24 protein-coding genes are annotated in these 26,702 nt (G+C 63.2%); 17 read left to right on the top strand and 7 right to left on the bottom strand.

Translation table 11 applies throughout. From position 1 onward, the window contains the following. Positions 1 to 256 precede the first annotated feature (256 nt). The 3 genes from AC0L17_RS06225 (at position 257) to AC0L17_RS06215 (ending at position 2,745) form a co-directional block, all read left to right on the top strand. Complete coding sequence (locus AC0L17_RS06225; RefSeq protein ID WP_077375012.1) at positions 257 to 1,279, top strand: LacI family DNA-binding transcriptional regulator; 1,023 nt, start codon at positions 257 to 259, stop codon at positions 1,277 to 1,279. Then, a complete protein-coding gene (locus AC0L17_RS06220) occupies positions 1,276 to 2,259 on the top strand; it encodes a 2-hydroxyacid dehydrogenase (protein ID WP_473515172.1) in 984 nt (327 codons plus the stop codon). Before AC0L17_RS06225 ends, AC0L17_RS06220 begins: the two co-directional genes overlap by 4 nt. 90 nt (positions 2,260 to 2,349) lie before the next feature. Then, entirely contained in the window at positions 2,350 to 2,745 is a 396-nt protein-coding gene (locus AC0L17_RS06215) for a hypothetical protein (RefSeq protein ID WP_473515171.1), read from the top strand. A gap of 21 nt (positions 2,746 to 2,766) precedes the next feature. Here the strand turns inward: AC0L17_RS06215 and AC0L17_RS06210 are convergent, their stop codons facing one another. Further along, complete coding sequence (locus AC0L17_RS06210) at positions 2,767 to 3,540, bottom strand: gamma-glutamyl-gamma-aminobutyrate hydrolase family protein (RefSeq protein ID WP_473515170.1); 774 nt, start codon at positions 3,538 to 3,540, stop codon at positions 2,767 to 2,769. Positions 3,541 to 3,829: 289 nt separating this feature from the next. On the opposite strand from AC0L17_RS06210, the gene AC0L17_RS06205 reads away from it, so the two are divergent. After that, the gene (locus tag AC0L17_RS06205) at positions 3,830 to 4,939 is read left to right on the top strand and encodes a TRAP transporter substrate-binding protein (protein ID WP_473515169.1); all 1,110 of its coding nucleotides are present in this window, start codon (positions 3,830 to 3,832) and stop codon (positions 4,937 to 4,939) included. A 60-nt stretch (positions 4,940 to 4,999) separates the two neighbouring features. Here the strand turns inward: AC0L17_RS06205 and AC0L17_RS06200 are convergent, their stop codons facing one another. The 4 genes from AC0L17_RS06200 to AC0L17_RS06185 form a co-directional block, all read right to left on the bottom strand. Beyond that, complete coding sequence (locus tag AC0L17_RS06200) at positions 5,000 to 6,022, bottom strand: zinc-dependent alcohol dehydrogenase family protein (RefSeq protein WP_473515168.1); 1,023 nt, start codon at positions 6,020 to 6,022, stop codon at positions 5,000 to 5,002. A gap of 19 nt (positions 6,023 to 6,041) precedes the next feature. Further along, positions 6,042 to 7,814: a TRAP transporter large permease gene (locus AC0L17_RS06195; protein ID WP_473515167.1), complete on the bottom strand. Its 1,773-nt coding sequence runs from the start codon at positions 7,812 to 7,814 to the stop codon at positions 6,042 to 6,044. Further along, positions 7,811 to 8,395, bottom strand: coding sequence for a TRAP transporter small permease subunit (locus AC0L17_RS06190; protein WP_473515166.1), 585 nt, complete (start codon positions 8,393 to 8,395; stop codon positions 7,811 to 7,813). The genes AC0L17_RS06195 and AC0L17_RS06190 overlap by 4 nt, the downstream gene beginning before the upstream one ends. Before the next feature lie 274 nt (positions 8,396 to 8,669). Next, a complete protein-coding gene (locus AC0L17_RS06185; RefSeq protein WP_023796805.1) occupies positions 8,670 to 9,575 on the bottom strand; it encodes a branched-chain amino acid ABC transporter permease in 906 nt (301 codons plus the stop codon). Positions 9,576 to 9,675: 100 nt separating this feature from the next. Here AC0L17_RS06185 and AC0L17_RS06180 point away from each other — a divergent pair, with 100 nt between their 5' ends. The 10 genes from AC0L17_RS06180 (at position 9,676) to AC0L17_RS06135 (ending at position 21,781) form a co-directional block, all read left to right on the top strand. After that, positions 9,676 to 10,284, top strand: a complete 609-nt coding sequence (locus AC0L17_RS06180) for a CGNR zinc finger domain-containing protein (RefSeq protein ID WP_473515165.1) — start codon at positions 9,676 to 9,678, stop codon at positions 10,282 to 10,284. Beyond that, positions 10,277 to 10,816: a hypothetical protein gene (locus AC0L17_RS06175; RefSeq protein WP_473515164.1), complete on the top strand. Its 540-nt coding sequence runs from the start codon at positions 10,277 to 10,279 to the stop codon at positions 10,814 to 10,816. Before AC0L17_RS06180 ends, AC0L17_RS06175 begins: the two co-directional genes overlap by 8 nt. A 220-nt stretch (positions 10,817 to 11,036) precedes the next feature. Then, on the top strand, positions 11,037 to 14,516 hold the full coding sequence (locus tag AC0L17_RS06170; protein ID WP_473515163.1) for an indolepyruvate ferredoxin oxidoreductase family protein: 3,480 nt from the start codon (positions 11,037 to 11,039) through the stop codon (positions 14,514 to 14,516). A 135-nt stretch (positions 14,517 to 14,651) separates the two neighbouring features. After that, a complete protein-coding gene (locus tag AC0L17_RS06165) occupies positions 14,652 to 16,964 on the top strand; it encodes a putative bifunctional diguanylate cyclase/phosphodiesterase (protein ID WP_473515162.1) in 2,313 nt (770 codons plus the stop codon). Positions 16,965 to 17,111: 147 nt separating this feature from the next. After that, positions 17,112 to 17,891 (top strand): N-acyl amino acid synthase FeeM domain-containing protein, encoded by a 780-nt coding sequence (locus tag AC0L17_RS06160; RefSeq protein WP_473515161.1) that lies wholly within the window; start codon positions 17,112 to 17,114, stop codon positions 17,889 to 17,891. Between the two features lie 128 nt (positions 17,892 to 18,019). Then, the gene (locus tag AC0L17_RS06155) at positions 18,020 to 18,169 is read left to right on the top strand and encodes a DUF3096 domain-containing protein (protein ID WP_023796799.1); all 150 of its coding nucleotides are present in this window, start codon (positions 18,020 to 18,022) and stop codon (positions 18,167 to 18,169) included. A 200-nt stretch (positions 18,170 to 18,369) separates the two neighbouring features. Further along, positions 18,370 to 18,594 (top strand): aa3-type cytochrome c oxidase subunit IV, encoded by a 225-nt coding sequence (locus AC0L17_RS06150; protein WP_023796798.1) that lies wholly within the window; start codon positions 18,370 to 18,372, stop codon positions 18,592 to 18,594. Positions 18,595 to 18,680: 86 nt separating this feature from the next. Next, complete coding sequence (locus AC0L17_RS06145) at positions 18,681 to 19,952, top strand: Re/Si-specific NAD(P)(+) transhydrogenase subunit alpha (protein WP_473515160.1); 1,272 nt, start codon at positions 18,681 to 18,683, stop codon at positions 19,950 to 19,952. Beyond that, complete coding sequence (locus AC0L17_RS06140; RefSeq protein WP_029347614.1) at positions 19,952 to 20,377, top strand: NAD(P) transhydrogenase subunit alpha part 2; 426 nt, start codon at positions 19,952 to 19,954, stop codon at positions 20,375 to 20,377. Before AC0L17_RS06145 ends, AC0L17_RS06140 begins: the two co-directional genes overlap by 1 nt. A 6-nt stretch (positions 20,378 to 20,383) precedes the next feature. Beyond that, a complete protein-coding gene (locus AC0L17_RS06135) occupies positions 20,384 to 21,781 on the top strand; it encodes an NAD(P)(+) transhydrogenase (Re/Si-specific) subunit beta (RefSeq protein WP_473515159.1) in 1,398 nt (465 codons plus the stop codon). Positions 21,782 to 21,826: 45 nt separating this feature from the next. Here AC0L17_RS06135 and AC0L17_RS06130 read toward each other — a convergent pair whose 3' ends face one another. Beyond that, positions 21,827 to 22,246, bottom strand: coding sequence for a DUF1284 domain-containing protein (locus AC0L17_RS06130; RefSeq protein ID WP_473515158.1), 420 nt, complete (start codon positions 22,244 to 22,246; stop codon positions 21,827 to 21,829). Next, positions 22,243 to 22,821 (bottom strand): biotin transporter BioY, encoded by a 579-nt coding sequence (locus AC0L17_RS06125; RefSeq protein ID WP_473515157.1) that lies wholly within the window; start codon positions 22,819 to 22,821, stop codon positions 22,243 to 22,245. The genes AC0L17_RS06130 and AC0L17_RS06125 overlap by 4 nt, the downstream gene beginning before the upstream one ends. 2 nt (positions 22,822 to 22,823) lie before the next feature. Here AC0L17_RS06125 and AC0L17_RS06120 point away from each other — a divergent pair, with 2 nt between their 5' ends. The 3 genes from AC0L17_RS06120 to AC0L17_RS06110 all read left to right on the top strand — a co-directional run bounded on the left by AC0L17_RS06120 (position 22,824) and on the right by AC0L17_RS06110 (position 26,408). After that, complete coding sequence (locus tag AC0L17_RS06120) at positions 22,824 to 23,180, top strand: hypothetical protein (protein WP_473515156.1); 357 nt, start codon at positions 22,824 to 22,826, stop codon at positions 23,178 to 23,180. Beyond that, positions 23,173 to 24,672 carry a hypothetical protein gene (locus tag AC0L17_RS06115; protein ID WP_473515154.1) on the top strand — a complete coding sequence of 500 codons (1,500 nt, stop codon included), beginning with the start codon at positions 23,173 to 23,175 and terminating at the stop codon, positions 24,670 to 24,672. Before AC0L17_RS06120 ends, AC0L17_RS06115 begins: the two co-directional genes overlap by 8 nt. 80 nt (positions 24,673 to 24,752) lie before the next feature. Next, positions 24,753 to 26,408, top strand: a complete 1,656-nt coding sequence (locus tag AC0L17_RS06110) for a DUF4166 domain-containing protein (protein ID WP_473515152.1) — start codon at positions 24,753 to 24,755, stop codon at positions 26,406 to 26,408. The last annotated feature ends 294 nt before the right edge of the window (positions 26,409 to 26,702 follow it).

The raw sequence follows: 26,702 nt of genomic DNA, 5'->3' as shown, positions 1-26,702 counted from the left end.
CTGTTGATGCTTGATGTCCTAGGTACTCGTCATCGTCGCCAGCGGCTTTCATCGTTCATCGCAAGCACCGGCTTTGCGTTCGCAACCGCGCTGCCCTCGATGTCGAGATGGAGGCGCTGGCAAAAAAACTTTGATTTGTTTCGGAAGGGTGGCATAAGGCCGCGTTTAAACTGTTTAGACCATGATCCCGAAAACGGGCATCCGGTTTCGCTGGAGATCATGGATCAGCTCTGGATCGTCGGGGGAGCGCAAGGCGCTGGCACAGAAGATCAAGCTTTCGACGATCGCGGATGCGCTCGGTGTGTCCACGGCCACGGTGTCGCTGGCCCTGCGCGACAGCCCGCTGGTTGCTGGAATCACCCGCGACCGCATCAAGGAACATGCCCGCGCCATCGGCTATATCTACAATCGCCGCGCCGCCAGCCTGCGCACCTCGCGTTCGGGCATCGTCGGCGTCGTCGTCCACGACATCATGAATCCCTTTTTCGCCGAGATCCTGCGCTCGATCGAAAGCGAGCTCGACCGCAGCCGGCAGACCTTCATCCTGTCGAACCATTACGACCAGCTCGAAAAGCAGCGCACCTTCATAGACACGCTTCTGCAGCTTGGCGCCGACGGCGTCATCATGTCGCCGGCCATCGGCACGCCGCCCGAAGACATCTTCATGGCCGAGGAAAACGGCCTGCCGGCGGTGCTGATCGCACGCACCGTCGAAGGCGCTGACGTGCCGGTGTTTCGTGGCGACGATGCCTATGGCACCGGGCTAGCCACCAACCATCTGATCTCGCTCGGCCATAAACGCATCGCCATGATCGGCGGCACCGACCAGACCTCGACCGGCCGCGACCGCTACCAGGGCTATCTCAACGCCATGGAGGCGGCAGGGCTGGAGGTCAGGCCGTCCTGGCGCATTCCCGGCCCGCGCACCAAACAGGCTGGCTTCGAGGCCGCCGGGCAGTTCCTGGCGCTGAAGGACAAGCCGACCGCGGCCTGCTGCTGGAACGACCTCGTCGCCATCGGCCTGATGAACGGCATTGCACGCGCCGGGCTGGTGCCGGGCATTGACATATCCGTGACCGGCTATGACGATCTCGAGGAAGCGGCGATCGCGACGCCGGCGCTGACCACCGTGTGGAATGGCCAGCGTGAAGTCGGCCGCCGCGCCGCTAGCGCGCTGCTCGACAAGCTCAATGGTCAGATGGTGCGGCCGTCGCAGGAACTGATCAAGCCGGAACTGCATGTGCGCCAGTCGACCGGCAAACCAGTGGAACGTGCATGACAAAAGCCGAACAGCAGCAAGCAGTCGCCATTCTGGTGCCGGGCCAATTCAACGACCACGCGGTAGGCCGCATCGACCGGACGTTCAGCCGCGCCTGGATCGAACGGCCGGATGCGTCGCTGGTCACCGACGAGATGCGCCGGACGGTGCGCGGCATTGCCGCCTTTGGCGGGATCAACGCAGCCCTCATCGACGCGCTGCCGAATCTCGAGATCATCGCCAATTTCGGCGTCGGCTATGATTCGGTCGATGCCCGTCACGCAGCGCAGCGCGGCGTCATGGTCACCAACACGCCGGATGTGCTGACCGAGGAGGTCGCCGATACGGCGATCGGGCTTTTGATCAACACCGTCCGTGAGCTGCCGCGCGCCGAAACCTGGCTGCGCGACGGCAGTTGGGCACGCAATGGCAACTATCCGCTAAGTCGGCTGACCTTGCGCGGCCGTCGTGTCGGTATTTTCGGCATGGGCCGCATCGGTCTCGCCATTGCGCGCCGGCTGGAGGCCTTTGGGTTGCCGATCGCCTATCACAACCGGCGCCAGGTCGAAGGTTTGCTCTACGAATACCACGGCACGCTGAAAGGCCTTGCCGAGGCGGTCGATACGCTGATCTCGGCGGCGCCCGGCGGCGCCTCGACGGAAAAGGCGGTCAACGCCGAGATCCTGTCGGCGCTCGGCCCGAATGGCGTCTTCGTCAACATCGGTCGCGGCAGCACGGTCGACGAGGCAGCACTTGCCGCGGCGCTTGCCGGCGACACCATCGCCGCTGCCGGGCTCGATGTCTTCGCCGACGAGCCGAACGTGCCGCCGGCGCTGCTCGCCGCCCCCAACACTTCACTTTTGCCGCATGTCGGCTCGGCTTCGGAACATACCCGCCGCGCCATGGCCGATCTGTGCGTCGACAATCTGATTTCCTGGTTTTCGAAAGGGAGGGCGTTGACGCCGGTGCCGGAAACGGAAAAGCTCAAGGCGCGCAGCTGAGCGGCATGCTTTCCTATTTGTTAACGATTAACGACGGCTTAACACTTTGACATCATTCTTTATCTATCGCCAAACACCCGGAGAACGCAGATGAAAGCACTTGCTGCATTGATAGCGGTGGTCGCGCTGTTCGGCAGCGTTCAGCTGTTTTACAGCGGCGCAGGCGAAGGCCGCACAGCCGATGAGTCGGCGCAGTCACCCGGCGACTACAGGCTGGTGGCCAATGGCGACGAAGCGTCCTGCGCGGTCAAGCGCGGCACTGAGGTTGCGCATGGCCTGTCGCTGTTGACGGTCACTGAGAATTGCCACCGGGTCTTGCCCGGCATCGAGCGCGCGAAATTCTGGCGCGAGCAGGATGACGGCACGGTCACCTTCAGCGCGAACGGCATCGACCCGATCGTCACTTTCGGCGTCGCCGACGGCGACGGTTATGAATCCTACGAACCAGCCCTGCCGCTGCTGTCGCTGGCGGCCAGCAGCGATTGACGTTGACGTTCGACGGCTGAACTATTCCGCGGCGGCCCGTGCGCCAGATTTCGCCGCGGCGTGCAGGCGCACCGCGTCGCCAAAGGCGCGGAATATCCTTGCTGAGACGCTGTCCGACTTGACCCAGTATTCGGGATGCCACTGGACGCCGACGGCGAACGCGCGGGCGTCGCGCACCGAAACCGCCTCGACCGTGCCGTCGCTGGCGACCGCCTCTATCTGCAGCTTCGGGCCGAGCCGGTCGATGGCCTGGCGGTGCACCGAATTGACCATGATGTCGCCTGCCCCGAACACGCCGGCGAGGCAGCTTCCGGGCTTGATCGAAATGGTCTGGCGGATGGCGAAGCGTTCGTCCTGATTGTCGCTCGCCGGTGCGCGATGGTCCAGCGACCCCTCGCGCTCCTGGATTTCTGCGGCCAGCGTGCCGCCCAGCGCCACATTCATCTCCTGGATGCCGCGGCAGATGGCGAGCAGCGGCACGCCGCGCTCCACTGCCTTGCGGATCAGCGGCAGCGTCGTGGCGTCGCGGGCCGGATCGTAGGGGCCGTTGGCCTCGCTGGCATCGCCGCCATAGTGCGAGGGATGCACATTGGACTTCGAGCCGGTGATCATGACGCCGTCGACCGATGACAGGAGTTCATCGAAATCGAGCCGGTCGCCGAAGGACGGCACCAGCACCGGGAACACGCCGGCCGCCGAAAGCGCCGCCTCCAGATACTGCTGCGGCGCGGCATGCCAGGTGTAGTTGTCGAACTGGCGGACGTCGGTCGATATGGCGACAAGCGGCTGCTGCATTTTTGATCCTGGTCCATTCGGTGCAAGGATATGTTCTGCCTTTAAAATAGGCGATCCGACGGCGCTTTGCCATGACAAGTTCGGCATCTCGCATGGGCCACGGAAAGGGCGTTAGACTTAAGTTGCAGGAGGCGTGTTCGCGCCCGTGTATTTCGCGAAAACGCCGCCGGCAAAACCGGCTCCCATGGCTGGACTCGACTTCTTGCCCGTGTATTGTTTGCCGCGAAGCCGATCCGGGGCACAGAGCATCTCCCGAACGTCGGTCTGTTGATCCAATAGGGAGGACTTCATGGATCGTCGATCATTCATCCGCAAGGCCGGCGTGACCGGTGTCGGCGCTGCGGCGGCTACGGCGGCGCTTGCCGCGCCGGCTATCGCCCAAACCAACCCGAAAGTGACATGGCGCCTTGCGTCCTCCTTCCCGAAGTCCCTCGATACGATCTATGGTGGCGCCGAGGTCTTTTCCAGGATGCTCTCGGAGGCGACCGACGGCAACTTCCAGGTGCAGGTCTTCGCTGCCGGTGAACTGGTGCCCGGCCTGCAGGTCGCGGATGCCACCACCGCCGGCACCGTCGAGGCCTGCCATACGGTGGCATATTATTATTGGGGCAAGGACCCGACCTGGGCTTTGGGTGCCGCGGTTCCGTTCTCGCTCAACGCGCGCGGCATCAATGCCTGGCACTACCACGGCGGCGGCATCGACCTGTTCAACGAGTTTCTCGCCACGCAGGGCCTTTTTGGCTTGCCCGGTGGCAATACCGGCGTGCAGATGGGCGGCTGGTTCCGCAAGGAAATCAACACCGTCGCCGACCTTTCCGGCCTCAAGATGCGCATCGGTGGCTTTGCCGGCAAAGTGGTGCAAAGGCTCGGCGTCGTGCCGCAGCAGATCGCCGGCGGCGACATCTATCCTGCGCTGGAAAAAGGCACCATCGACGCCGCCGAATGGGTCGGCCCTTATGACGATGAGAAGCTCGGCTTCTACAAGGTCGCTCCCAATTATTATTATCCTGGCTGGTGGGAAGGCGGGCCGACCGTCCATCTGATGTTCAACAAGGCAAAATACGAGGAGCTTTCGCCGGCCTACAAGGCGCTGGTGCGCACCGCCGCGCAGGCCGCCGACGCCAACATGCTGCAGAAATACGACTTTCTGAATCCGGCGGCCGTCAGGCGGCTGGTGTCAGCGGGCGCCAAATTGCGTCCGTTCAGCCCGGAAATCCTGGCAGCCTGCTTCGAAAAGGCAAACGAGGTCTATGCCGAGATGGAAGCCTCAAACGCGCCGTTCAAGAAGATATGGGACTCGATCAAGGCGTTCCGAAAGGAGCACTATCTCTGGGCGCAGGTGGCCGAGTACAATTACGACACCTTCATGATGGTCCAGCAGCGCTCCGCCAAACTCTGACCACAGTTCGGCGCCACGCGTTCTTCGGACGCGTGGCGCCGAAGCGCGTTGATTTGCTGATCAGCGCGGCACCACCAGCACCTTGACCTCGCCTGGCGCAGGCGGATTGGCGATCACCGCAGCCGCCTCCTCAAGCGTCACCTGGCGGGAGATGAGCTTGTCGATCTCGATCGCACCCGAGGCGATGAGATCGGCAGCCCGGCGATGCGTAAACGGATTGAGGAACGAGCCCAGCACCCTCAATTCCCGGAACAACAGGTCGAAAGGCTCGAATTCGGCCTTCATGCCTTGAGGCATCACGCCGACGACGACAACCGTGCCACCGGCCCTGGCGAGCCGCATCGATTGCTCGACCGTGTCCCTTACGCCGGCACATTCGAACACCACATCGACGCCACCCGGCAGGAGGCCCGACGGACCGACGACCGTGTCGATGATGTCGCAAGCGGTTGGATCGACCGTCGCTGTTGCGCCCAATTCTTCTGCAAGGGCACGCCGCGAGGCCTGGCGCGTCGACAGGATGATTGTCGTCGCGCCGGCAAGCCTCGCCAGTTGCGCGGTGAGCAGGCCGATCACGCCGCCGCCAAGCACGGCGACCGAGGAGCCGGGTCGGATCTGCGCCAGGTCCACGCCATGCAGGCAGCAGCCAAGCGGCTCGCAGAACGCGCCATGCGTCGGCTTCAGGTCTTCCGGGAGGAAGAAGGCCTGCTTGTGAGGCAGCACGACATATTCGGCGAAGCCGCCGTCGCGGCGGATGCCGATGGCAACCAGATTTTGGCAAAGATTTACGCGACCGGCGTGGCAGTGCGGACAGCGCCCGCAGGCGATGTTGGGGTCGCCGGTGACGCGATCGCCGACCGAAAAGCCGGACACGGCGGTTCCAATCGCCTCGACGATCCCGGAGAATTCATGTCCGAGCGTCACCGGCGGCGCATAGGGAAATTCGCCATGGAAAAGATGCCGGTCAGTGCCGCAGACGCCGCATGCCTCGATCCGCACCAGGAGATCGTCCGACCCGGCTACGGGCTTGTCGACCTCCCGAAGGGCGATGCTGCCGACGCCCTCCAGCCGCACCGCTTTCATGTCTGTAGAGCCTCCGGCGTCAATTGAAACTCGGTGGTTGCGACAGATCGGGCGCTGGCGCTGTTGGCTTGGCAGCCGGCGTTTCACCGAAACTCGGCGGCTGCGACAGATCCGGTGCAGGCGCAGTCGGCGCCGTGCCGCCATCCGCAGGCGGAACGCCGAGCGGCGACAGGCTCGGCGTTTCCGGCACCTGGTAGTCGATCGTGCCCGGGTCCGCTGCCGTGCCCTTGTAGTGCATCACCATTTGCGGGAAGGCGATGGTCAAGCCGATCATGATCACCTGGATGCAAACGAAGGGCACCGCCCCCCAATAGATCTGGCCGGTGGTTACCGGCGCGATCTTTTTGCCGGTGAGGCGATCGAGATAGGGCACCCGGGCGGCGACCGAACGCAGGTAGAACAGCGCGAAGCCGAATGGCGGGTGCATGAAGCTGGTCTGCATGTTGACGCCGAGCAGCACGCCGAACCAGATCAGGTCGATACCGAGCTTGTCGGCGGCCGGCGCCAAGAGCGGCACGATGATGAAGGCGAGCTCGAAGAAATCGAGGAAGAAGGCGAGCAGGAAGACGAGGATGTTGACGCCGATCAGGAAGCCGATCTCGCCGCCCGGCAGCGATGTCAGGAGGTGTTCGACCCAGATATGGCCGTTGACGCCGTAGAAAGTGAGCGAGAACACGCGCGCGCCGATCAGGATGAACAGCACGAAGGAGGATAGCCGCGTCGTCGACGCCAGCGCCTGCTTGATCACGTCCAGCGACAGCCGCCCCTTCATCGCCGCCATGATCAGCGCGCCGACAGCGCCCATGGCGCCGCCTTCGGTCGGCGTCGCGATGCCGAGGAAGATGGTGCCCAACACCAGGAAGATGAGCGCCAGTGGCGGGATCAGCACGATGATCACCTGCTGCGCCAGCCGCGACATCATGTTGATCTTCAGGCGCTGGTCGGCGATTGCCACGACATAGATGAGGATCACGCCGATGGTGGCGCCGAGGATGTCGGCGTTTTGGCCCTGCGAGGGCGCCAGATAGCGATAGGCCGCGTAGGAAACCACGACTGCCGCCAGCACCGCGACCAGCAGCGACAGGACACCGTGGCCGAGGGTGCGGGCCTCCAGCGGCAGGGCCGGCATCGAGTTCGGCCTGACGATCGACATGATCACGATATACGTCGTGTAAAGGCCGGTCAGAACCATCCCCGGGATCAGCGCACCCGCATACATGTCGCCGACCGAGCGACCGAGCTGGTCGGCCAGAACGATCAGCACCAGCGACGGCGGAATGATCTGGGCGAGCGTGCCCGACGCGGCAATGACGCCGGACGCCACTCGGCGGTCATAGCCGTAGCGCAGCATGATCGGCAGCGAGATCAGGCCCATGGCGATGACGGAGGCGGCCACCACGCCCGTGGTTGCGGCAAGCAGCGCGCCGACGAAGATCACGGCATAGGCGAGGCCACCGCGGATCGGTCCGAACAATTGGCCGATCGTGTCGAGAAGGTCCTCGGCCATGCCCGATCGTTCGAGCACGATGCCCATGAAAGTGAAGAACGGGATGGCCAGCAGCGTGTCGTTCGACATTACCCGGCTGCCGTAGAAATTATCCGGCAGCGCGTGCAGCAGCGGCCAGGCGAGATTGATCGATCCGCCCGAATAGGGCGACAGCACAACACCGATGAAGAAGAACAGCAGGCCGTTGGCGGCGAGTGAGAAGGCGACCGGGTAGCCGATCAGCAGGAAGATGACCAGCGAGGCGAACATGATCGGCGCCATGTTCTGGGCGATGAACTCGATCACGAGCGCACCTCTTCGGCGAGCGCCTTCGCTTCGAGCTCGGCCTGTTCATGCACCGATATGAACGGTGTGGGATCGTCCATGTCGCCGCGCATGATGGCGATCTTCTTGATGATCTCCGAGATGCCCTGCAGCGCGAGCAGGAAAAAGCCGGCCAGCAGGATCGCCTTCGCCGGCCAGATGATCAGCCCGCCGGAATTGTTCGACATTTCGCCGCTGTGAAACGACAGTGACACATAGGGGACGAAATAGATCACCATCAGCGTCACGAACGGCATCAGGAAGAAGACATGGCCGAAAAGGTCGATCCAGTGCTGCACGCGGCGCGAGAACATGCCGTAGACGATGTCAATGCGGATATGGTCGTTCTGCTTAAGCGTGTAGGCAGCGGCCAGCATGAAGGCGGCGCCGAACAAATACCACTGCAATTCCAGCCACGCGTTCGACGACATGTCGAACGTCTTTCGGATGACTGCATTGGCGGCACTGACCAGGATTGCCAGCAGGATCAGCCACGACACCCATTTGCCGATGAACTCGTTCACACGGTCAATCGTTCTGGATAGAGTGAGAAGCCCTGCCATACATTCCTCCCTTTACGCTTCGGCCCGAAAATCGGTGTCGATTTTCGGAAAGCACGATGCGTGACTCAAAGTATTAGCGCCGCGCCGATTCCCGCTTGTTTTCCGCGGCTTCGATGTGGCCCAACGGTATGCCGTGCGTGGACCGGCGGGTCAACACAGGGCAGACCGAGTAAAACAATCTTGTGGCATGGGGAAGGGGCGAAACAGCCGCGGGAGGGATCATGCGCAAAAATCAAAGTGGCGTCTGCGGCCAGCGCTACCCAGGTTGGCGCAGTCAGACGATCTTGCTCTGGTCTCGCCCGGCGCCGATCAGCACCAGCATGGCGACGAGGAACAGATACATCCAGGCGTCGCGCCACTCGACCGGAAAATAGCCGGCCCACAGCGATTCGGCCATGCCGAAAGCGGCAGCGCCAAGTGCTGCCCGCAACGGCGAGAGATAGCCGCCCACCGCCGTCACGAACAGGATTTTCAGCCCGTAGACCAGGCCGGAGCCGAAGCTGATGTTGCCATAGTAGAGGCCGGCGAGGACACCGGCCAGCGCCGCGCAAAGGCCGCCGGCGAGCACCGCGTGCCGAAACACCGCGCGCACGTCGACGCCGCACATGGCGGCGGCTTTGGGGTCGTCGGACACGGCGCGCCAGCGCCGGCCGAAGCTCGAGCGGGCGAACGCCCAGGAGGCGAGCACAATGGTTGCCACGACGATCCCGCAGTCGAGCAATTGGATAAGCGTCAGGGTGGCATTGAAGTTGGCCCCGTTCGCAAAAATGATGGGCTGGGCCAGCATTGGCGGCAGCCACAGATCATGCGTGTCAGCGGCGATGCGGCTTGCCTCCGACAGCAGCAGCAATATGCCCAGCGTCGTCACCACGATCGCATTGGGCGTGCGGTCGGCCAGCGGCTCGAAGATGCTGCGCGACAGGACATGGCTGATCAGCCCCGCATACAGGAACGCCGCGACAATACCGAGCGCGACGGCCGCGAACAGGGTCAGCCACAGGGCCTGATAGCCGAAGGCCGCGGTTAGGATCATCGTCTGTCCGCAAAAGGCGAACAGCGCCCCATAGGCGAGGTTCGTCCGGTGCAGGATGCCGTTGGTCAGCACATAGCCGAAGGCGAGCAGGGCATAGAGCGCGCCGGAATGCAGCCCGTTCAGCACCTGCTGGAAGAAATAGAGCATGCCAATGTCCTTGGATCGCGGAGAACCGCGTCCGTGCGGAGCAGATTTGCATCGGCAATCTAACTTGTCAAATGCAGCTTATCGGTTAGAAATGGCGCCCATGACGGTTTCCTGGACCCCGCACCGCTTCACTGGCGGCCTTCTTGCGCTCGATACGGCGAACACCGTCGTGCTGCGCGGCGATCCCCGGAAAACCTTCGACCGGTTCAAAGATCCGGCGGAGATCGCCCGTTTCGCCGACGCGGCGAGCGTCTTTCGCGCCGCCGAGCTTGGCGGCAGGCGGCTCGAAGCGCCGTTCCCGGACAGGATCGCGCCGGTCGTGCTGGCGATCCGCGAGACGACCGACCGGCTGTTTCGTCGTGCAGTGTCGAGGGGCGCGGTCACCACAGGCGATCTGCCTGGCTTCCTGAAGGCCTGCGCCGAAGGCCTCGCAGACAGCCGCACCGAGATCGGTGCGCCGGGACGGCCGTTCGGCGATCCGGCGACGCCCATCGCCTTCGAGGCGGCACTGGCGGTTTCCGCACTGTCGCTGCTGCCGGCGGACACCGTCGCAAGGCTGAGGATCTGCCCCAATTGCAGCTGGTTGTTTCTTGACCGAAGCCGCAATTCCAGCCGCCGTTGGTGCGACATGGCGGTGTGCGGCAACCGCCAGAAGGCAAGTCGCCACTATCGCCGCCGAACGGCAGCCAGAGGGACCGCCAATGTCTAGGAAAATCTTGCGCCTGGCCGTTGTCGGCGCCTTTCTCGTGGCAGCGGCAACGCTCGGCGCCTGCCGAGATACCGGCAAGGACGGCGAAGGCAGATTGTTCGAGATTTCCGGCAAGCTGGTCGTCTTCAATTATCGCCTCGCAAGGGCGACCTTTGTCGTCACGTTGAGGCCGCTGCAGCCTATGGAGGAAGGACAGGTTGCCGTCGCCAGCTTCCAGAATCCGGCAGGCGGCGAGCCGCTGATCATCGAACAGAAAGTCTGGCCGAAGCTCGGCAAGGTGTCGCTGGAGAGTCCGGCGCTTTCCTGCATCGCTAGGGACAGGCCCTATGCGATATCGATCAGCATCAAGGATACCCAAGGTGCAGTCCTCCAGAAGATCGACACCACGCTGATGTCGACTCAGGACCAATCGGTCCTGCCCGACCGGCCGCTGGTCATCGATCAGCTCTATACGCCCAATCCAGAGCTTGCCGGTCATCCGGACGGTAAGCTGCCGGGCGCGCCCAAGCCCGACTGCTCGAAGGCCGGCTGACGCAACATCGCCGGTATCGGTCGCGGCCGGAATTTTCTTGGCGCTGACGAACCAATTGGTGAGCGTTTCTTACAGCATCGGGCGTGGACCGGATCGTTTGTTGCGCTTCGCCTGGCATCTTCGATTTTGTTTGACCTGCCCGGCAAGGGGAGAAACACTGCAGCCTCCAACTCAGACGTTGGCTGCGCTCGAACTGCGGCCTCCGCAGAGGAAATGCCTGATGACGCTGCATGATGTCGCGCTCGACGACAAGTTCGACCTGAGAAAGGAGCGCATCTTCCTTTCCGGCGCGCAGGCGGTCATTCGCATGCTTTTGATGCAGCGCGAGCGCGACCGCCGGGCTGGCCTGAACACCGCTGGCTTCGTCTCCGGCTATCGCGGCTCGCCGCTCGGCGGCCTCGACATGCAGCTTTGGAAGGCCAGGAAGCAGGTCGCCCAGTCGGACATCGTCTTCCAGCCCGGCCTCAACGAGGAACTCGCGGCCACCGCCTGCTGGGGATCGCAGCAGGCCGAATTGCTGGGCGAGGGCACGCATGACGGCGTCTTTTCGGTCTGGTACGGCAAGGGACCGGGCGTCGACCGCTCCGGCGACGTCTTCCGCCATGCCAATCTTGCCGGCTCGTCAAGACATGGCGGCGTGCTCGCCCTGATGGGCGACGACCACATGGCCGAATCCTCGACCAACGCGCACGCGACCGAGTTCCTGTTTGTCGACACCATGGTGCCGATCCTCAATCCGGCCGGGGTCCAGGAGATCATCGACTATGGGCTCTATGGCATTGCCATGTCGCGCTTCGCCGGCACCTGGGCGGCGATCAAATGCGTCAAGGACAACATCGAATCGACGGCTTCGGTCGATGCCGCGCTCGAACGGCTTGATATCGTCGTCCCGGACTTCGACATGCCGCCCGGCGGCCTCAACATCCGCAACGAGATCGACATGCTCGGCCAGGAGGAGCGACTGCATGAATACAAGCGCGCCGCCGCTTCGGCCTTTATCCACGCCAACGGGCTGAATCGGATCGTCTATTCCGGCGGCAGTGGCCCGAAGCTTGGCATCGTCACCGTCGGCAAGAGCTATCTCGACGTTCGCCAGGCGCTGGAAGACATCGGCGTCGACGAAGCCGCCGCCAACCGCATCGGCATCAGGCTGTTCAAGGTTGGCTGCCCGTGGCCGCTCGACCTGCAGCACATCACCGACTTCGCTCGCGGCCTCGACACCATCGTCGTCGTCGAGGAGAAACGCTCGCTGATCGAGGTGCAACTGCGCGAGAACCTTTACGGCACCGCCATGCAGCCGGTCATCGTCGGCAAGAAGGACGAGCGCGGCGACGGGCTGTTCCCGGCCAAGGGCGCGCTCGATCCCAACGACATCGCCATCGCGCTCGGCGAGAGAATCTTGCGGACGATCGGTCCATCGGACGAGATCGCCGCGCGGGTGGCGAAACTTCGCCAGTTCCAGGCGATGCTTGCCGAGACAACAGACATTGCCTCGCGCACGCCCTTCTTCTGCTCCGGCTGTCCGCACAATTCCTCGACCAAGGTGCCCGACGGCTCGCTCGCCGCCGCTGGCATCGGCTGCCATTTCATGGCGCTGTGGATGGATCGCGACACCGTAGGTTTCACCGCCATGGGCGGTGAGGGCGCGCAATGGGTCGGCCAGGCGCCGTTCTCGAAGCGCGACCACATCTTCCAGAATCTCGGCGACGGCACCTACAACCACTCCGGCGCGCTGGCGATCCGCTTCGCGCTGTCGACCGACGCCAACATCACCTACAAGATCCTCTACAACGACGCCGTCGCCATGACCGGCGGCCAGCCGCACGAGGGTGGCCTGACCGTGGACATGATTGCCAGGCAGGTGCGGGCCGAGGGCGTCGGGCGGATCGCCATCGTCACCGACGAACCGGCCAAATATACCGGCAAGGTCGAATTCCCCGCCGGCGCCACCATCCATCACCGCGACGACCTCGACCTCGTGCAGCGCGAATTGCGCGCGGTCAGGGGCACATCCGTGCTGATCTACGACCAGACCTGCGCCGCCGAAAAGCGCCGCCGCCGCAAGCGCGGCACCTTCCCCGATCCCGACAAGCGCGTCTTCATCAACGAACTGGTCTGCGAAGGCTGCGGCGATTGTGGGGTGCAGTCGAATTGTGTGTCGATCCAGCCGGTCGAGACCGAATTCGGCCGCAAGCGCAAGATCGATCAGTCGAGCTGCAACAAGGATTTCTCCTGCATCAACGGCTTCTGTCCGTCCTTCGTCACCGTGCATGGCGCCAAGATCAGGAAGGCCGAGGGTATGGCAGGCACCACCGATCCGCTCGACGGCGTGCCCGCGCCCGCGGAATTCCCGCTCGGCGACCAAGGCTGGGCGGCGATCATCGACGGCGTCGGCGGCACCGGCGTCGTCACCATCGGCGCGGTGCTTGGCATGGCGGCTCATCTCGAAGACAAGGGCTGCGGCATGATCGACATGGCCGGCCTTGCCCAGAAGGGCGGCTCGGTGTTCACCCATGTCCGTATCGCGCGCAGCCCGGACGATATCCATGCCATCCGCGTTTCGGCCGGCAAGGCAGACCTTGTGCTTGGCTGCGACCTCGTCGTGTCGGGCGCCCAAAAGGTGCTCGCCGCGGTGCGCGAAGGCCACACGATCTTCCTCGCCAACACCGCGGAGATCATGCCCGGCGAGTTTACCCGGTCGGCCGATTTCTCGCTGCCCGTCGAGCGGCTGAAAAAGGCGATCCGCACTGCCGCCGGCGACGACAAGGCGCATTTTTTCGATGCCACCCGCACCGCCACCGCGCTGTTCGGCAGCTCGCTCGGCGCCAACATGTTCATGCTCGGCTTCGCCTTCCAGCATGGCGGCTTGCCGCTGTCTGCCGAGGCAGTCGAAAAGGCGATCGAGCTCAACGGCCAGTCGGTGGCGATGAACGTCTCAGCCTTCCGCTGGGGCCGCCGCGCCGCCCACCAGCCGGATTTCGTGCGCGCCCGCGTCGTCCAGCCGGGCACGGCTGCACAGAACACCGCTGTTGCCGAAACGCTCGATGACGTCATCGCCCGCCGCGTCGCCTTCCTCACCGCCTATCAGAACGCCGCCTATGGCAAGCGCTATGCCGACAGAGTGGCCGTGCTGCGCAAGGCCGAAGCCAGCGTGGCGCCCGGTTCGACTGATGTGACCGAGGCCGCCGCGAGGAACCTGTTCAAGCTGATGGCGATCAAGGACGAGTACGAGGTGGCAAGGCTCTACACCGATGGCTCCTTTGCCGCTGAACTGGGCAAGCAGTTCCAGAGCTACGACAAACTCGAATTCCATCTCGCGCCGCCGATCATGGCCAGGCGCGGCAAGGACGGCAAGCCGAGGAAGTCGAGCTTCGGTCCCTGGATGATGAAGGGATTCCGCCTGCTGGCAGCGATGAAAGGCTTGCGCGGCACGGTCTTTGATGTGTTCGGCTACAGCTCCGAAAGGCGCATGGAACGGCAGCTTCTTGCCCAGTACGAGGCCGACCTGGAGCTTGTCGCCGGCGCGCTGGCGCCAGGCAAGGTCGAGGCCGCGGCAGCGCTTGCCTCGGTGCCGGCACTCATTCGCGGCTATGGTCACGTCAGGCGGGCCAGCGCCGAAAAGGCCGCCGGCGAGCGCCTGAGGCTGCTCGATCGCCTGGCGAAGACAGCGGCTCGGCCGGAACTCCAGGCCGCCGAGTGATCGATATGTCTTATTTACCTGAAGGGTCGCTTCCCCTGGCGTTAGCCGACCTGATGGTGAGGCCCGGAACCGCCTCTCTAAATCTTTCTTAAGGCTGATGTGACACAGCTTGGCTCCCCAGGGTGGGACTCAGGCGTGAATCCGAAAAGAAAAAACGAGATCCCGGTCGACGTCTACATTCCGTTCGTGGAAACTCTGTTCCGCGACAGCCTGACGCTTTCGATTGGATTCTTTGCCCAAACCCTGCTGGTCGCCCTGGTCTACTGGAAGACCAGGGATCCGATCTACATTGCGGTGGTCGCCGGATTTCTGATCGTCGCATTTCTGCGCCTGCGTAACATCAGAAAATACCGCCACGCCCCGTCACCCAGGAATTGGGAGGAGGCGCGCCGCCGCGAAAATGATTACATTTTCTACGGCTCCATGCATGGTTTCATGCTGGGCGCCTTCTGTTTCGCCGGCATCTACTTGGCGCATGACAACTATGCCGAAATCGCCGCTGTCTGCGTTACGCTGGCGTCCGCCACGGCGATCGCCGGCCGCAATTACGGCTCCCCGAGGATGGTCATGATCTTCATCATGACCATGACGTGGTCGATCTCGCTGGGCTTTATCCTGCGTGGCGATGTCTACCATGTGATCCTCGGTCTGATGTCGGCTCCCTTCCTATTCGCGATCAAACGCTTCGCCGATGTGGTCAGGGAGGTGCTTTTCGCCGCCTTGTCCGAAGAGAAGAAGGCGAACCGCCTCGCCCAGCGCTTCAATCGGGCGCTGAACACCATGTCGCACGGGCTTGTCATGCTCGGCCCTGACGGCCGGGTGGTGGTGGCCAACGCCGAAGCCGCGCATCTGATGTCGCTCAAGTCGCCCGACGCGCTGCTCGGGCGATCGATCCACGGCCTGCTGATGCGCGGCGTTGCCGGCGGCATGCTGGCGCCGAAGGACTGCCGCTACATCGAAGCCCAGCTTACGCGCGCCCTGCGCGAGGGCCGCGACCGCAAGGTTCTCGTCTCGCTCGCGAACGGGCAGCACTATGAGTTCTCGGCGCGTGAGGGCAGCCAGGAACTGGGCGTCATCACCTTCGAGGATGTGACGGCCCGCGTCGAGGCAGAAGGCAAGATCCGCTTCATGGCGCGCTACGACAGCCTCACCGGCCTGCCCAACCGCGCCTATTTTCACGAGCTGATCGGAGAGGCCATGGCATCCGGTGACCTCGAGCGTCTCTGCGGGCTCGCCGTGCTCGACCTCGACGACTTCAAGAGCGTCAACGACACGCTTGGCCACCCGGTCGGCGACGGATTGATCTACGCCGTCGCGGAGCGGCTGGCAGCGATCGCCGGACCAGGCATCACCATCAGCCGTTTCGGCGGCGACGAGTTCATGGCCTTCTTCGACCGCGTTGAGGACGAGAGCCACCTGACCAGCCAAATCGACGGGATTTTCATTGAACTGCAGGGCGAGGTCGACGTCGCCGGCCACGGACTGCGTATCCAGGCCAGCGGTGGCGCGGTGCTGTCGCGGGTCAGGGATACCGATGTCGACGCCATGATCGTCAAGGCGGACCTGGCGCTCTACAAAGCCAAGGAACTCGGCAAGAACACCTGGCGGCTGTTCGAGGCATCGATGGATGCCGCTTTCCGCAATCGTCAGCTGATGAAGGCGGATCTGCGCACTGCGGTGGAAAGCAAGGGGTTGCGGGTGGTTTACCAGCCGATCGTGGCGATGAGCACGATGCGCATAGCCAGCTGCGAGGCGCTGTGCCGTTGGGACCACCCCGATCTCGGACCGATCTCGCCCAGCATCTTCATTCCGCTGGCGGAGGAAATGGGCATCATCTCCGAGATCAGCACCTTCGTCCTGCATGCGGCGTGCGTCGAATGCGCCAAATGGCCAGCACGGACCAGTGTCTCGGTCAATCTCTCGGCCAAGGACTTTCGCAACCGCGACGTTGTGCAAAAGGTTCGCGATGCGCTCGCCAGCTCCGGCCTCGCCGCCGGCCGCCTGGAGATCGAGGTCACCGAGACGGCGCTGCTCGACGACAAGTCGCTGACGCGTCAGTATATCGAGGAATTGAAGCGGCTTGGCGTGCGCATCGCGCTCGACGATTTCGGCACCGGCTATTCGAGCCTGAGTTATCTCCACAAACTGCCGCTCGACAAGATCAAGATCGACCGTTCATTCCTGATGGACGTCACCCAGAACAGCCGTTCGCTCGAACTGCTCAAGGGCATCGTCAATCTGTCACGGCCGCTGGGGCTTTCGGTGACTGTCGAGGGCGTCGAGACTTTCGAGCAGCTCAAGATCCTGGCCTTGCAGGTCAAGCCGGACCTGGTTCAGGGATTCCTGTTCGGCTCGGCGCTCAGCGCATCCGGCATCGAAACGATGGCGAGCACGGTCTGGCCCTTCGCCAAGGACATCAAGACGGCCAGCAAGGCGACGCATCGCTGAATTCTACCGAAAAAACTGGTACTTTAGTATAATTACGCCAATTATTAACCTTAATAGCTGGTAAATGATCTCTATCTTTTTTTCATCTTTACATCATACGGCCCTGCCGTAGTGTTGATCGCGGCGGCAGTTGCGGGGAACGAGTTGATGATTGTCGAGTTGACTTTGCCTCGCCAGGCGGCGGGTGCGGGCGGGACTAATGCGTCTGACGATATGTCAGGCTTTGCCAAGAACGTCTCGGCGATGCTTGAGCGGACGGAATATCGCCGCTGCGACAAGGGCGAAGATCTCGAAGACATTTACAGGTTGCGCTACAAATCTTACCGTCTGAGCGATATGGTCCCGGAGAATCCCGACCATATTGTGCATGACGAGCTCGACGAAGCGGCCAATTGCTCCAAGTTCGGAATCTATATCGACGGCGTTCTGGTCAGTACGCTGCGTATTCACCATGCCTGCAGCGCCACGCCGCAGTCGCCTTCCACGACGGTTTATGGCGACATATTGCGCCCCATGCTGGCGTCTGGTCTGCATTTTGCCGATCCTAGCCGCTTTGCCGCCGATCCGGACTGGTCGCGGGTCTATCCGCAAATTCCGTATCTGACGCTGCGCCTCGCTGGCATGGCATGCTTCTACTTCGACGCGCCTTATTGTCTCTCCACCATCCGCCCGGAACATGCAGGCTTCTATCGTCGCATTTACTGTTCCGAGCAAATTGGCGAGTTGCGCAATTATCCGGGCCTGAATTACAAGGTCGTGCTCTACCGCGCCGACGTCAGCGCCATTCGCGAACGGTCTTTCTCCCGGTTCCCATTCTTTCGGTCGACGCCGATGGAGCAGCGCATGCTGTTTGAGACACCTGGTGCCGGTGAACTCGCGCCGCTGACCATTCTGCCGACCGCCAAATACTACCGCGAAGCCGCCTGACAGTTGGCAAATTTAAAGCGCGGCTGGAGCTTTCAGGCCGCTTCGGCGTTCTGGGAGGCGCGCCGGTGGTGCGTGGGCGACGTCAATCTGCGTCGCTTCGGCGGAAATTCTATAGAGAGGAACCCGACATGACCATTCCCACGCTCGCGCTCACTCCGTTGATCTCGCTGATTGCCGGCGTGCTGATCCTGGTGATGCCGCGACTCCTCAACTACATCGTCGCGCTCTACCTGATCGTCGTCGGCCTGCTTGGGCTGTTTCCGCAGCTCGCCGGCTGAAAATGTCGGCAGGCGCGGCGCGTTAGCCGGAAAGCAAGCGCGAGGGCGGCAGCCGCGAGCGCCTCCGAAACGACATCCTGCATCTGGCGGCTCCAATTTTCTTTTGAGGCTGTTGTCTCCAGCGATGCGGCAATAGCGCCATTGCCCTCGGCCTGGCTTTTCGCTATGTGCCTGAAAGATGTCTTCGAAGGGGTATTCCTATGGCTGATCACTCGCCGACCGGTCCTGTCGAACTAGGCGCGAAGATGGACTATGCCGAGCACGACCGCACCTATGCCGGCTTTATCATGCTCGCCAAATACGGGTCGCTGTTTTGCGCCGCCGTGCTTCTGGCAATGGCGTTCGGTTTCTTTGCGGGCGGCTTCTTCTCGGGCTTTGTCCTGTTCGTTCTGATCCTCGCCGTCGGCGCTTTCATTCTCCGGTAAATTCTTCAAAACCCCCTTGCCCGCGACATCGCCGGAAGTTCGGTCGGCGTCCTGCGCAGACAGGTTCCAGCCGAAAGGATCATGCGGTGGGACAGACGGTTTTCATCCCTCGTGAGCTCGATGCGAACGAGCCGCGTGTTGCTGCCTCGCCCGACACGGTGAAGCGGCTGGCGGGGCTGGGGTTTGACGTCATCGTCGAAAGCGGCGCCGGCACGGCATCGCGCATTCCCGACGAGGAGTTCGCCAAGGCCGGCGCTGTGATCGGTAAGGCCGGCGATGTCGCCAAGGCTGATGTGGTGCTGAAGGTGCGCCGGCCTGATGAGACGGAGCTGAAGGCCTATCGCCCGGGCACCGCCGTCATCGCCATCATCGATCCCTACGGCAACGATGCTGCCGTCGATGCTCTGGCAAGCGCCGGCGTCACCGCCTTCTCGATGGAGTTCATGCCGCGCATCACGCGCGCCCAATCGATGGACGTCCTGTCCAGCCAGGCCAACCTCGCCGGCTATCAGGCGGTGATCGACGCGGCTGCCGAATATGACCGGGCGCTGCCGATGATGATGACCGCGGCCGGCACGGTGCCGGCGGCGAAAGCTTTCGTCATGGGCGTCGGCGTCGCCGGCCTGCAGGCGATCGCTACTGCGCGTCGTCTCGGTGCCGTCGTCACCGCCACCGACGTGCGTCCCGCCGCCAAGGAACAGGTTGCCTCGCTGGGGGCAAAGTTCCTGGCGGTCGAGGACGAGGAGTTCAAGGCGGCCGAGACGGCTGGCGGCTACGCCAAGGAAATGTCGAAGGAGTATCAGGCCAAGCAAGCCACGCTGACCGCCGAGCACATCGCCAAGCAGGACATCGTCATCACCACGGCGCTGATTCCCGGCCGTCCGGCGCCGAAGCTCGTTTCGGCCGCGATGGTCGCCTCGATGAAGCCGGGCTCGGTGATCGTCGACCTGGCGGTCGAGCGCGGCGGCAATGTCGAGGGCGCCGTGCCCGGGCAGGTGGTGACCACGGCCAACGGCGTGAAAATCGTCGGCCATCTCAACGTGCCGGGCCGCGTCGCTGCCTCCGCCTCGCTGCTCTATGCCAGGAACCTCTTTGCGTTCCTCGAGACGCTGGTCGACAAGACCGCGAAGACGCTCGCCATCAACCGCGACGATGAACTGGTCAAGGCGACGATGCTGACCGATGGTGGCCAGGTCGTGCATCCGGCTTTCGCCGGCAAGCCGGCGGTGATGATCGCCTCGGCTGAGCCTGCGAAGCCCGCCGCTGCAAAAGATCCAGCCCAGCCAAAGAAAGCTGCCGCATCCAGGAAAGCTGCCGCACCCAAATCGCCCGCTAATAAGTCGAAAGGGATCGCGTGATGGACCAGACCTTGCAGAAAGCCCTCGACCAGCTCGACCAGGCTACCGCCGCCGTCCGGCTCGCTGTGCAGGATCTGGCCACAGCTCCAGGCGGCACCGATGCGGCGGGCGACGCCGCGCACGCGCTGTCCGGCGGGGCAATCGATCCGTTCGTCTTCCGCTTCGCCATTTTCGTGCTGGCGATCTTTGTCGGCTATTACGTCGTCTGGTCGGTGACGCCGGCGCTGCACACGCCGCTGATGGCCGTCACCAACGCCATTTCCTCGGTCATCGTCGTCGGCGCGCTGCTTGCCGTCGGAATCTCGGCGTCCGGCATCGCCACCGGCTTCGGTTTCGTCGCGCTGATGCTGGTCTCGGTCAACATCTTCGGCGGCTTCCTCGTCACCCAGCGCATGCTGGCGATGTACAAGAAGAAGGACAAGTAGAGGGCCATGAACGCCAACTTCGCCTCCTTCCTCTATCTGGTCTCCGGCATCCTGTTCATCCTGGCATTGCGCGGCCTGTCGCACCCGACGACGAGCCGCCAGGGCAATATGTACGGCATGATCGGCATGGGCATCGCCATTGTCACCACGCTGGCGCTGGCGACCCCTTCGGCGGGAGGCTTCGGCCTCATCGTGCTCGGTCTTTTGATCGGCGGCTCGGTCGGCGCGGTCACGGCACGGCGCATCGCCATGACCTCGATGCCGCAGCTGGTCGCCGCCTTCCATTCGCTGGTTGGGCTTGCTGCCGTCATGGTGGCGGCTGCCGCCGTCTATGCGCCGGAAAGTTTTGACATCGGCACGGTCGCCGACATCCACGCCCAGGCGCTGATCGAGATGAGCATCGGCGTCGCCATCGGCGCCATCACTTTCACCGGCTCGGTCATCGCCTTCCTAAAACTCGACGGCCGCATGTCGGGCAAGCCGATCATGATCGGCGGCCGTCATTTCATCAACGCCGCCCTCGGCATTGGACTGATCGTGCTGATCGTGCTGCTCGTCACCACCGAGTCCAAGCTGGTGTTCTGGTTGATCGTGGCGGCATCGCTTGTCCTTGGCGTCCTGCTCATCATCCCGATCGGCGGCGCCGACATGCCAGTGGTCGTCTCGATGCTGAATTCCTATTCGGGCTGGGCGGCTGCGGCACTCGGCTTCACGCTCGGCAATCTGGCGCTGATCATCACCGGCGCGCTGGTCGGCTCGTCCGGCGCGATCCTGTCCTACATCATGTGCAAGGGCATGAATCGGTCGTTCGTCTCGGTCATCCTCGGCGGCTTCGGCGGCGAGACGTCCGTCACTGCCGACGACGGCATCGAGCGCACGGTCAAGCAGGGTTCGGCCGACGATGCCGCCTATCTGATGATGAACGCGCAGAAGGTCATCATCGTGCCGGGCTACGGCATGGCGGTCGCCCAGGCGCAGCATGCGTTGCGCGAGATGGCCGACAAGCTTAAGGCCAATGGCGTCGACGTGAAGTACGCCATTCATCCGGTCGCCGGCCGCATGCCCGGCCACATGAACGTGCTCCTGGCCGAAGCCAACGTGCCTTACGACGAAGTGTTCGAGCTCGAGGACATCAACTCCGAATTCGCGCAGGCCGACGTCGCCTATGTCATCGGCGCCAACGATGTCACCAACCCGTCCGCCCGCGACGACAAGGCGTCGCCGATCTACGGCATGCCGATCCTCGACGTCGACAAGGCTCGCACCTGTCTGTTCGTCAAGCGCTCGCTCGGCTCCGGCTATGCCGGCATCGACAACACGCTGTTCTACAAGGACGGCACGATGATGCTGCTCGGCGACGCCAAGAAGATGACCGAAGAGATCGTCAAGGCGATGGATCACTGATCCGGGTTGGCGAACCCGACAATCGTCCCACCGCGAGCGTTGCCTTCACCGGAGTGCCACCGTTCCATAGTCTGAAGCGGCGATTGAACTGCAAAGGTCAAACCACTCGCACCCGCCGCAAGCACCCCGGGTACGGCCCGAAGAGAACGCATCGCGCATAGTTCGCAGAACCGAGGGATGGAGCTGAAGTTCCATGTCCTCGGCAATCGAGTACCCTAGAAGCGTACCAACACTGGCCGCCGCCTGACGGTCGCGCTCCGTCACGCTGTCGCGAAGGCAGTGCGGCTCCGCCTCACCGAGCAGGGGCGCGCAAATATCGTCAGGCCCGGAGACGATCAGGATGTCTTCGCTTGCGGACAGCCGAGCCGCGATCGCGTCGAAATTGGCGACGAACGCAGCGCTGTAACCCTTGCCTGCGTAAGTCAGCAGGCAAAGGAGATGGTGCGGCCGCAGCCGGATGGTCATTTTTGCGCGCGTGTCATGAGCTTGAGCGTCATCGCGGCCAATGCCGACTTGAGCGCCCCGCCGATCAGGAACGGCGCGACGCCGTGGACAATTGCCTGTTCGATGCCAATGGCTACGGAAAGCCATGCCGCGCCCAGCACGAGGCAAAGCGCGTTGCCCAGGAGCATGGAGCCGAACGCCAGCCAGCGGCGGTTGCCGTTCCAGCCGCGCTCCGCCAGCCATCCCGTGAGCGCGCCGACCACGGGGAAGGCAAAGAGGTATCCGGCGGTCGGGCCGACAAAGTGATGCGCACCGGCAGCGCCCCCAGATAAAACCGGCAACCCGATCGCGCCTTCGACCAACCATGCAACGATCGTGGCCGCGCCGAGTCTCCAGCCGTAGACTGCACCGATCAGGGTGACCGCAAAGGTCTGCATGGTCACGGGCACCGGAACCATAGGCACTTCGATGTAAGACGCCAGCGCCAGAAATACGGTTCCCAGGACGACCGCCCCGATCTGCCAGGACAGCGACCAGTCGCGGATGCGCGGCGCGCTTGAAGCCGCGTGGCTGTCGGAGGTGGGGTTATGAGGCATATGTGTTCTCTTTCGTACTGGCTGTGAAGCAGGCGCTATGCCTGACTTGCGGGATTGAACGACGTGCTGCCCGGGAGGACGGAGTAGCGGATCAGGCGGCTGTCGGCAACGGCGGCTTGCCGATGCTTCATGGCGGCGCGACAAACGGCGCCGGAAGTCACAGTCCTAAGTTTCGCGACAAAATCGCCGGCGTTGAACTCTTCAACGAATTCCTGTCGCAAAACCCACTGCGCAAAAAGTCGGCGATTTGCGACAGATATCTGCGATGCTTTTTGCACTTGCTTTGGATTCAGCACTACGATGGGCAAGTTCTGTTCCGATGGACGGGATTTGTCACCAACGGAGGCGCCGGTGTCTGAACGCCAGCCTGTCGCTTCGCCGACCAAGACCGGCTCGCCCGCGAAGGCTAGCCTGCCGGCCCCCGGAAAGGCGCCGCGCAAGCTCAGCCAGGCCGTGGTGATCGTGCATGGCATGGGTGAACAGCGGCCGATGGGCACGCTGAGGGAATTTGTCCAAGCTGTTTGGAGCCATGATCCCGCACGCGCGCCGTTTTATGCCCAGGTCGCCGATCCGGACGGTCCCGCCGGCGCGAAGATCAACCAGAGCTGGATCACGCCCGACAGCCGGACGAACTCGCACGAACTTCGCCGGATCACCACCCCTTATGATGTCGATGGCCGGCGCACCGATTTCTACGAGCTTTACTGGGCCGACATCACGCAAGGCACGACACGGGGCCGGCTTGCGGCCTGGGTGACAAATCTGCTCTGGCGCAAGCCCGCCGACATTCCGCGCGACGCCCGCGGGCTCTATGTCGTCACCCTTCTGGCCGTCATAGCAGTCCTGGGCGCGGCATTCGTGCTCGCGACCTCGACCTTGCGAGGGCATATTTACTGGACCACGGGCATGCTCGTCACGATCCTGGCCTCGTTCGTCGTCTGGTCGGTGGAGCGGTTCGGTCTTCCTTATTTCGGTGATGTGGCCGCCTATGTGCGGGCTGAGGCGGCAACGGTCGAGAAGCGCGCGCTTGTCCGCGACCGTGGCCTGACGCTGTTGAGGCGCCTCATGACGGACGATGGCTACGACCGGATCGTGCTGGTCTCGCACAGCCTGGGATCGATCATCGCCTATGATCTGCTGCAGATATTGTGGGCCGATTTCAGGCCACGAAAGCTGGAAGCCGCCCGCGACAAGGCGAGACTGAAAGCGATCCGCGCCGTCGACAAGGCTACGCTCAAGTCAGATGGTTCTGCGTGGCCCGACAAATTGGATGATTTTTCCGGATTCCGGCGTGCCCAATGGGAGCTCTACCGCCACCTCCGCGCCAGCGACGCCGATCATCCATTGCCTTGGAAGATCAGCGATTTCGTCACGCTCGGCAGTCCGCTGACCCACAGCGAATTTTTGGTGACCTACAATCTCGCCGAATTCAGGCGCGGCATCGCTGAGCGGCTGTTCTCGGCATGTCCGCCGATCGCCGAGACGGCGGCCGGTGGAACCGTCCTCTATCAGGAAGGGCGCAGCCGTTCGGGCAAGCCGCAGCGGGCGGTGCATCACGGTGCGGTGTTTGCCGCGACGCGCTGGACCAATATCTTCGACAGAGGCAATGGCTGGCTGACCGGCGACCCGATCTCAGGACCGATGGCGGATAATTTCGGCCCCGGCGTGGAGAACATTCAGGTCGAACTGCGCAGTTCGCTTGGCCGCATCTTCACCCACAGGCTCTACTGGTCGCTGAAGGCGACCGGCGTCGAGGTCGCGGCAGCCGCCGGCACCCCGCCGCGCTCGCATATCGGCGTGCTGCGTGACGCCGTCGATCTCGGCCGAAAACTGGAACGACCCGAAGCATAAAGCGGATTGGCGCGCCGGAGCATGCCAATACCGCCGGAACATGGAGACAGACTTCTGTGAGCCAAGAGAGCGCAGCACGCATGAGAATCCTGATCCTGGGCGGATACGGCGTTTTCGGCGGGCGCCTGGTGGAACTCCTATCCGACATACCGGAAATTGAACTCATCATCTGCGGCCGCGACTTCTCTCGCGCCGAGGCGTTCTACGCGCGCTACAGAGGGCAGGCCCGGGTTCGGCCGCTTGCGCTTGATCGCGTAGAAATTGTGGCCGGCCTGCGCGCGCAACGGCCCAATCTGGTCGTCGACGCGTCCGGGCCGTTCCAAGATTATGGGACCAATCGCTATCGTGTGATTTCGGCCTGCATCGACGCTGGAATCGACTATCTCGACTTTGCCGACGCCGCCGACTTTGTGTTCGGCGTGCCTCAGTTCGACGCGCAAGCAAAGGATGCAGGCATATTCATTCTATCGGGCATCAGCAGCTTTCCTGTGCTGACCGCCGCCGTCCTGCGCGAGATGGCGAAGACGATGGACATCGTCTCTGTGAAAGGCGGCATCGCTCCTTCGCCCTATGCCGGAATCGGCCTCAACGTCATGCGTGCGGTGGTGGGCTATGCTGGCGCTCCGGTGAAGCTGCGACGACATGGGGTGCAATCGCATGGCATCGGTCTGGCTGAAAGCATGCGCTTCACCATCGCGGTGCCGGGCCGGCTGCCGCTCCGGAACATCCGTTTCTCGCTGGTGGACGTGCCGGACTTGCAGGTCATCCCGCCCGAGCATCCCTCAATGACCGATATCTGGATGGGAGCCGGGCCAGTCCCGGAAATCTTGCACCGGACACTCAACCTCCTGGCGAAGGCGCGCGCGAGGCTCAGGCTCTCGTCGCTGGAACCTTTCTCGCGTCTCTTCTACGCGGTGCTCAACCGAATGCGTTTTGGCGAGCATCGCGGCGGTATGTTCGTCAGCGCGTACGGCACCACGGATGGGCAGGACGCCGAACGGAGCTGGCATCTTTTGGCCGAAGGGGATGACGGGCCATACATTCCATCGATGGCCATCGAAGCGATCATCCGCAAATTGCTGACGGGCACCCGTCCGGAGGCCGGAGCACGGTCCGGGGTCCGCGCCCTTGAGCTTGCCGACTATGAGGCGCTGTTCCAAAGCCGGAAGATATTCACCGGGTTTCGGGGACACGAGAACGTTGCGCCCCTGTACTGCGGGATTCTCGGATCCGCCTTCTCCTCACTTGCTCCGCGACTTCAGGATCTGCATGGCAGCACCGCCATCCGCCAATGGACGGGCTTCGCCGAGGTACGACGCGGTCGCGGCCCGGCGGCCGCGTTCGTGGCGGCGCTTGTCGGCTTCCCGAAAGCTGCGCCACGGGTGCCGGTCACGGTGACATTTTCGCCCGAGAACGGCTCTGAACACTGGATGCGTAGTTTCGACGGCAAGTGTTTTTCTTCGATTCAGTCGGCCGGCACTGGGAGGGACCAGCATCTTCTGATGGAACGGTTTGGGATCGCGTCCTTCGCGTTGGCTCTGGTGGTGGACGACGATCGTCTGACCCTGGTTCCGAGACGATGGTCGCTGCTGGGTATTCCAATGCCCGGCTTCCTCCTTCCCAAAGGCTCGAGCTTCGAAACGGAACGGGACGGGCAATTCTGCTTCGATGTGGAAATTTCGATGCCGCTGATCGGCCTGATCGTGGCGTATCGGGGGACGCTCAGCCCAACCTGAATAGGTTGAGCCCAAAGTCAGTAACGGTACGCGGTGTGCCACCCGCACCTGGGCAAAAAATCCTGGATTCGGTGTGGAGGACCAGCAGCCTGCCGCCGGCGCCCGCCGCGCTCGGCGTGCTGCGTGACGCCGTCGATCTCGGCCGCAAACTGGAGCCAAGCCAGCCGGCACCGACGACTTCTGCCGGAAGATAGGGCACGCTCGTTTGGGCGAATTCAGCGCGCAGTTCATGGCGATGACGTCGTCAAAACAACCGGTCGATGCCGGGGAAAGTCTCGGCGTCGATAGAACCCT

The sequence above is a fragment of the Mesorhizobium sp. WSM4829 genome (assembly GCF_055811475.1).
Note: the sequence above shows the minus strand (reverse complement) of the source record. Positions and strands in the feature narration are given on the sequence as shown.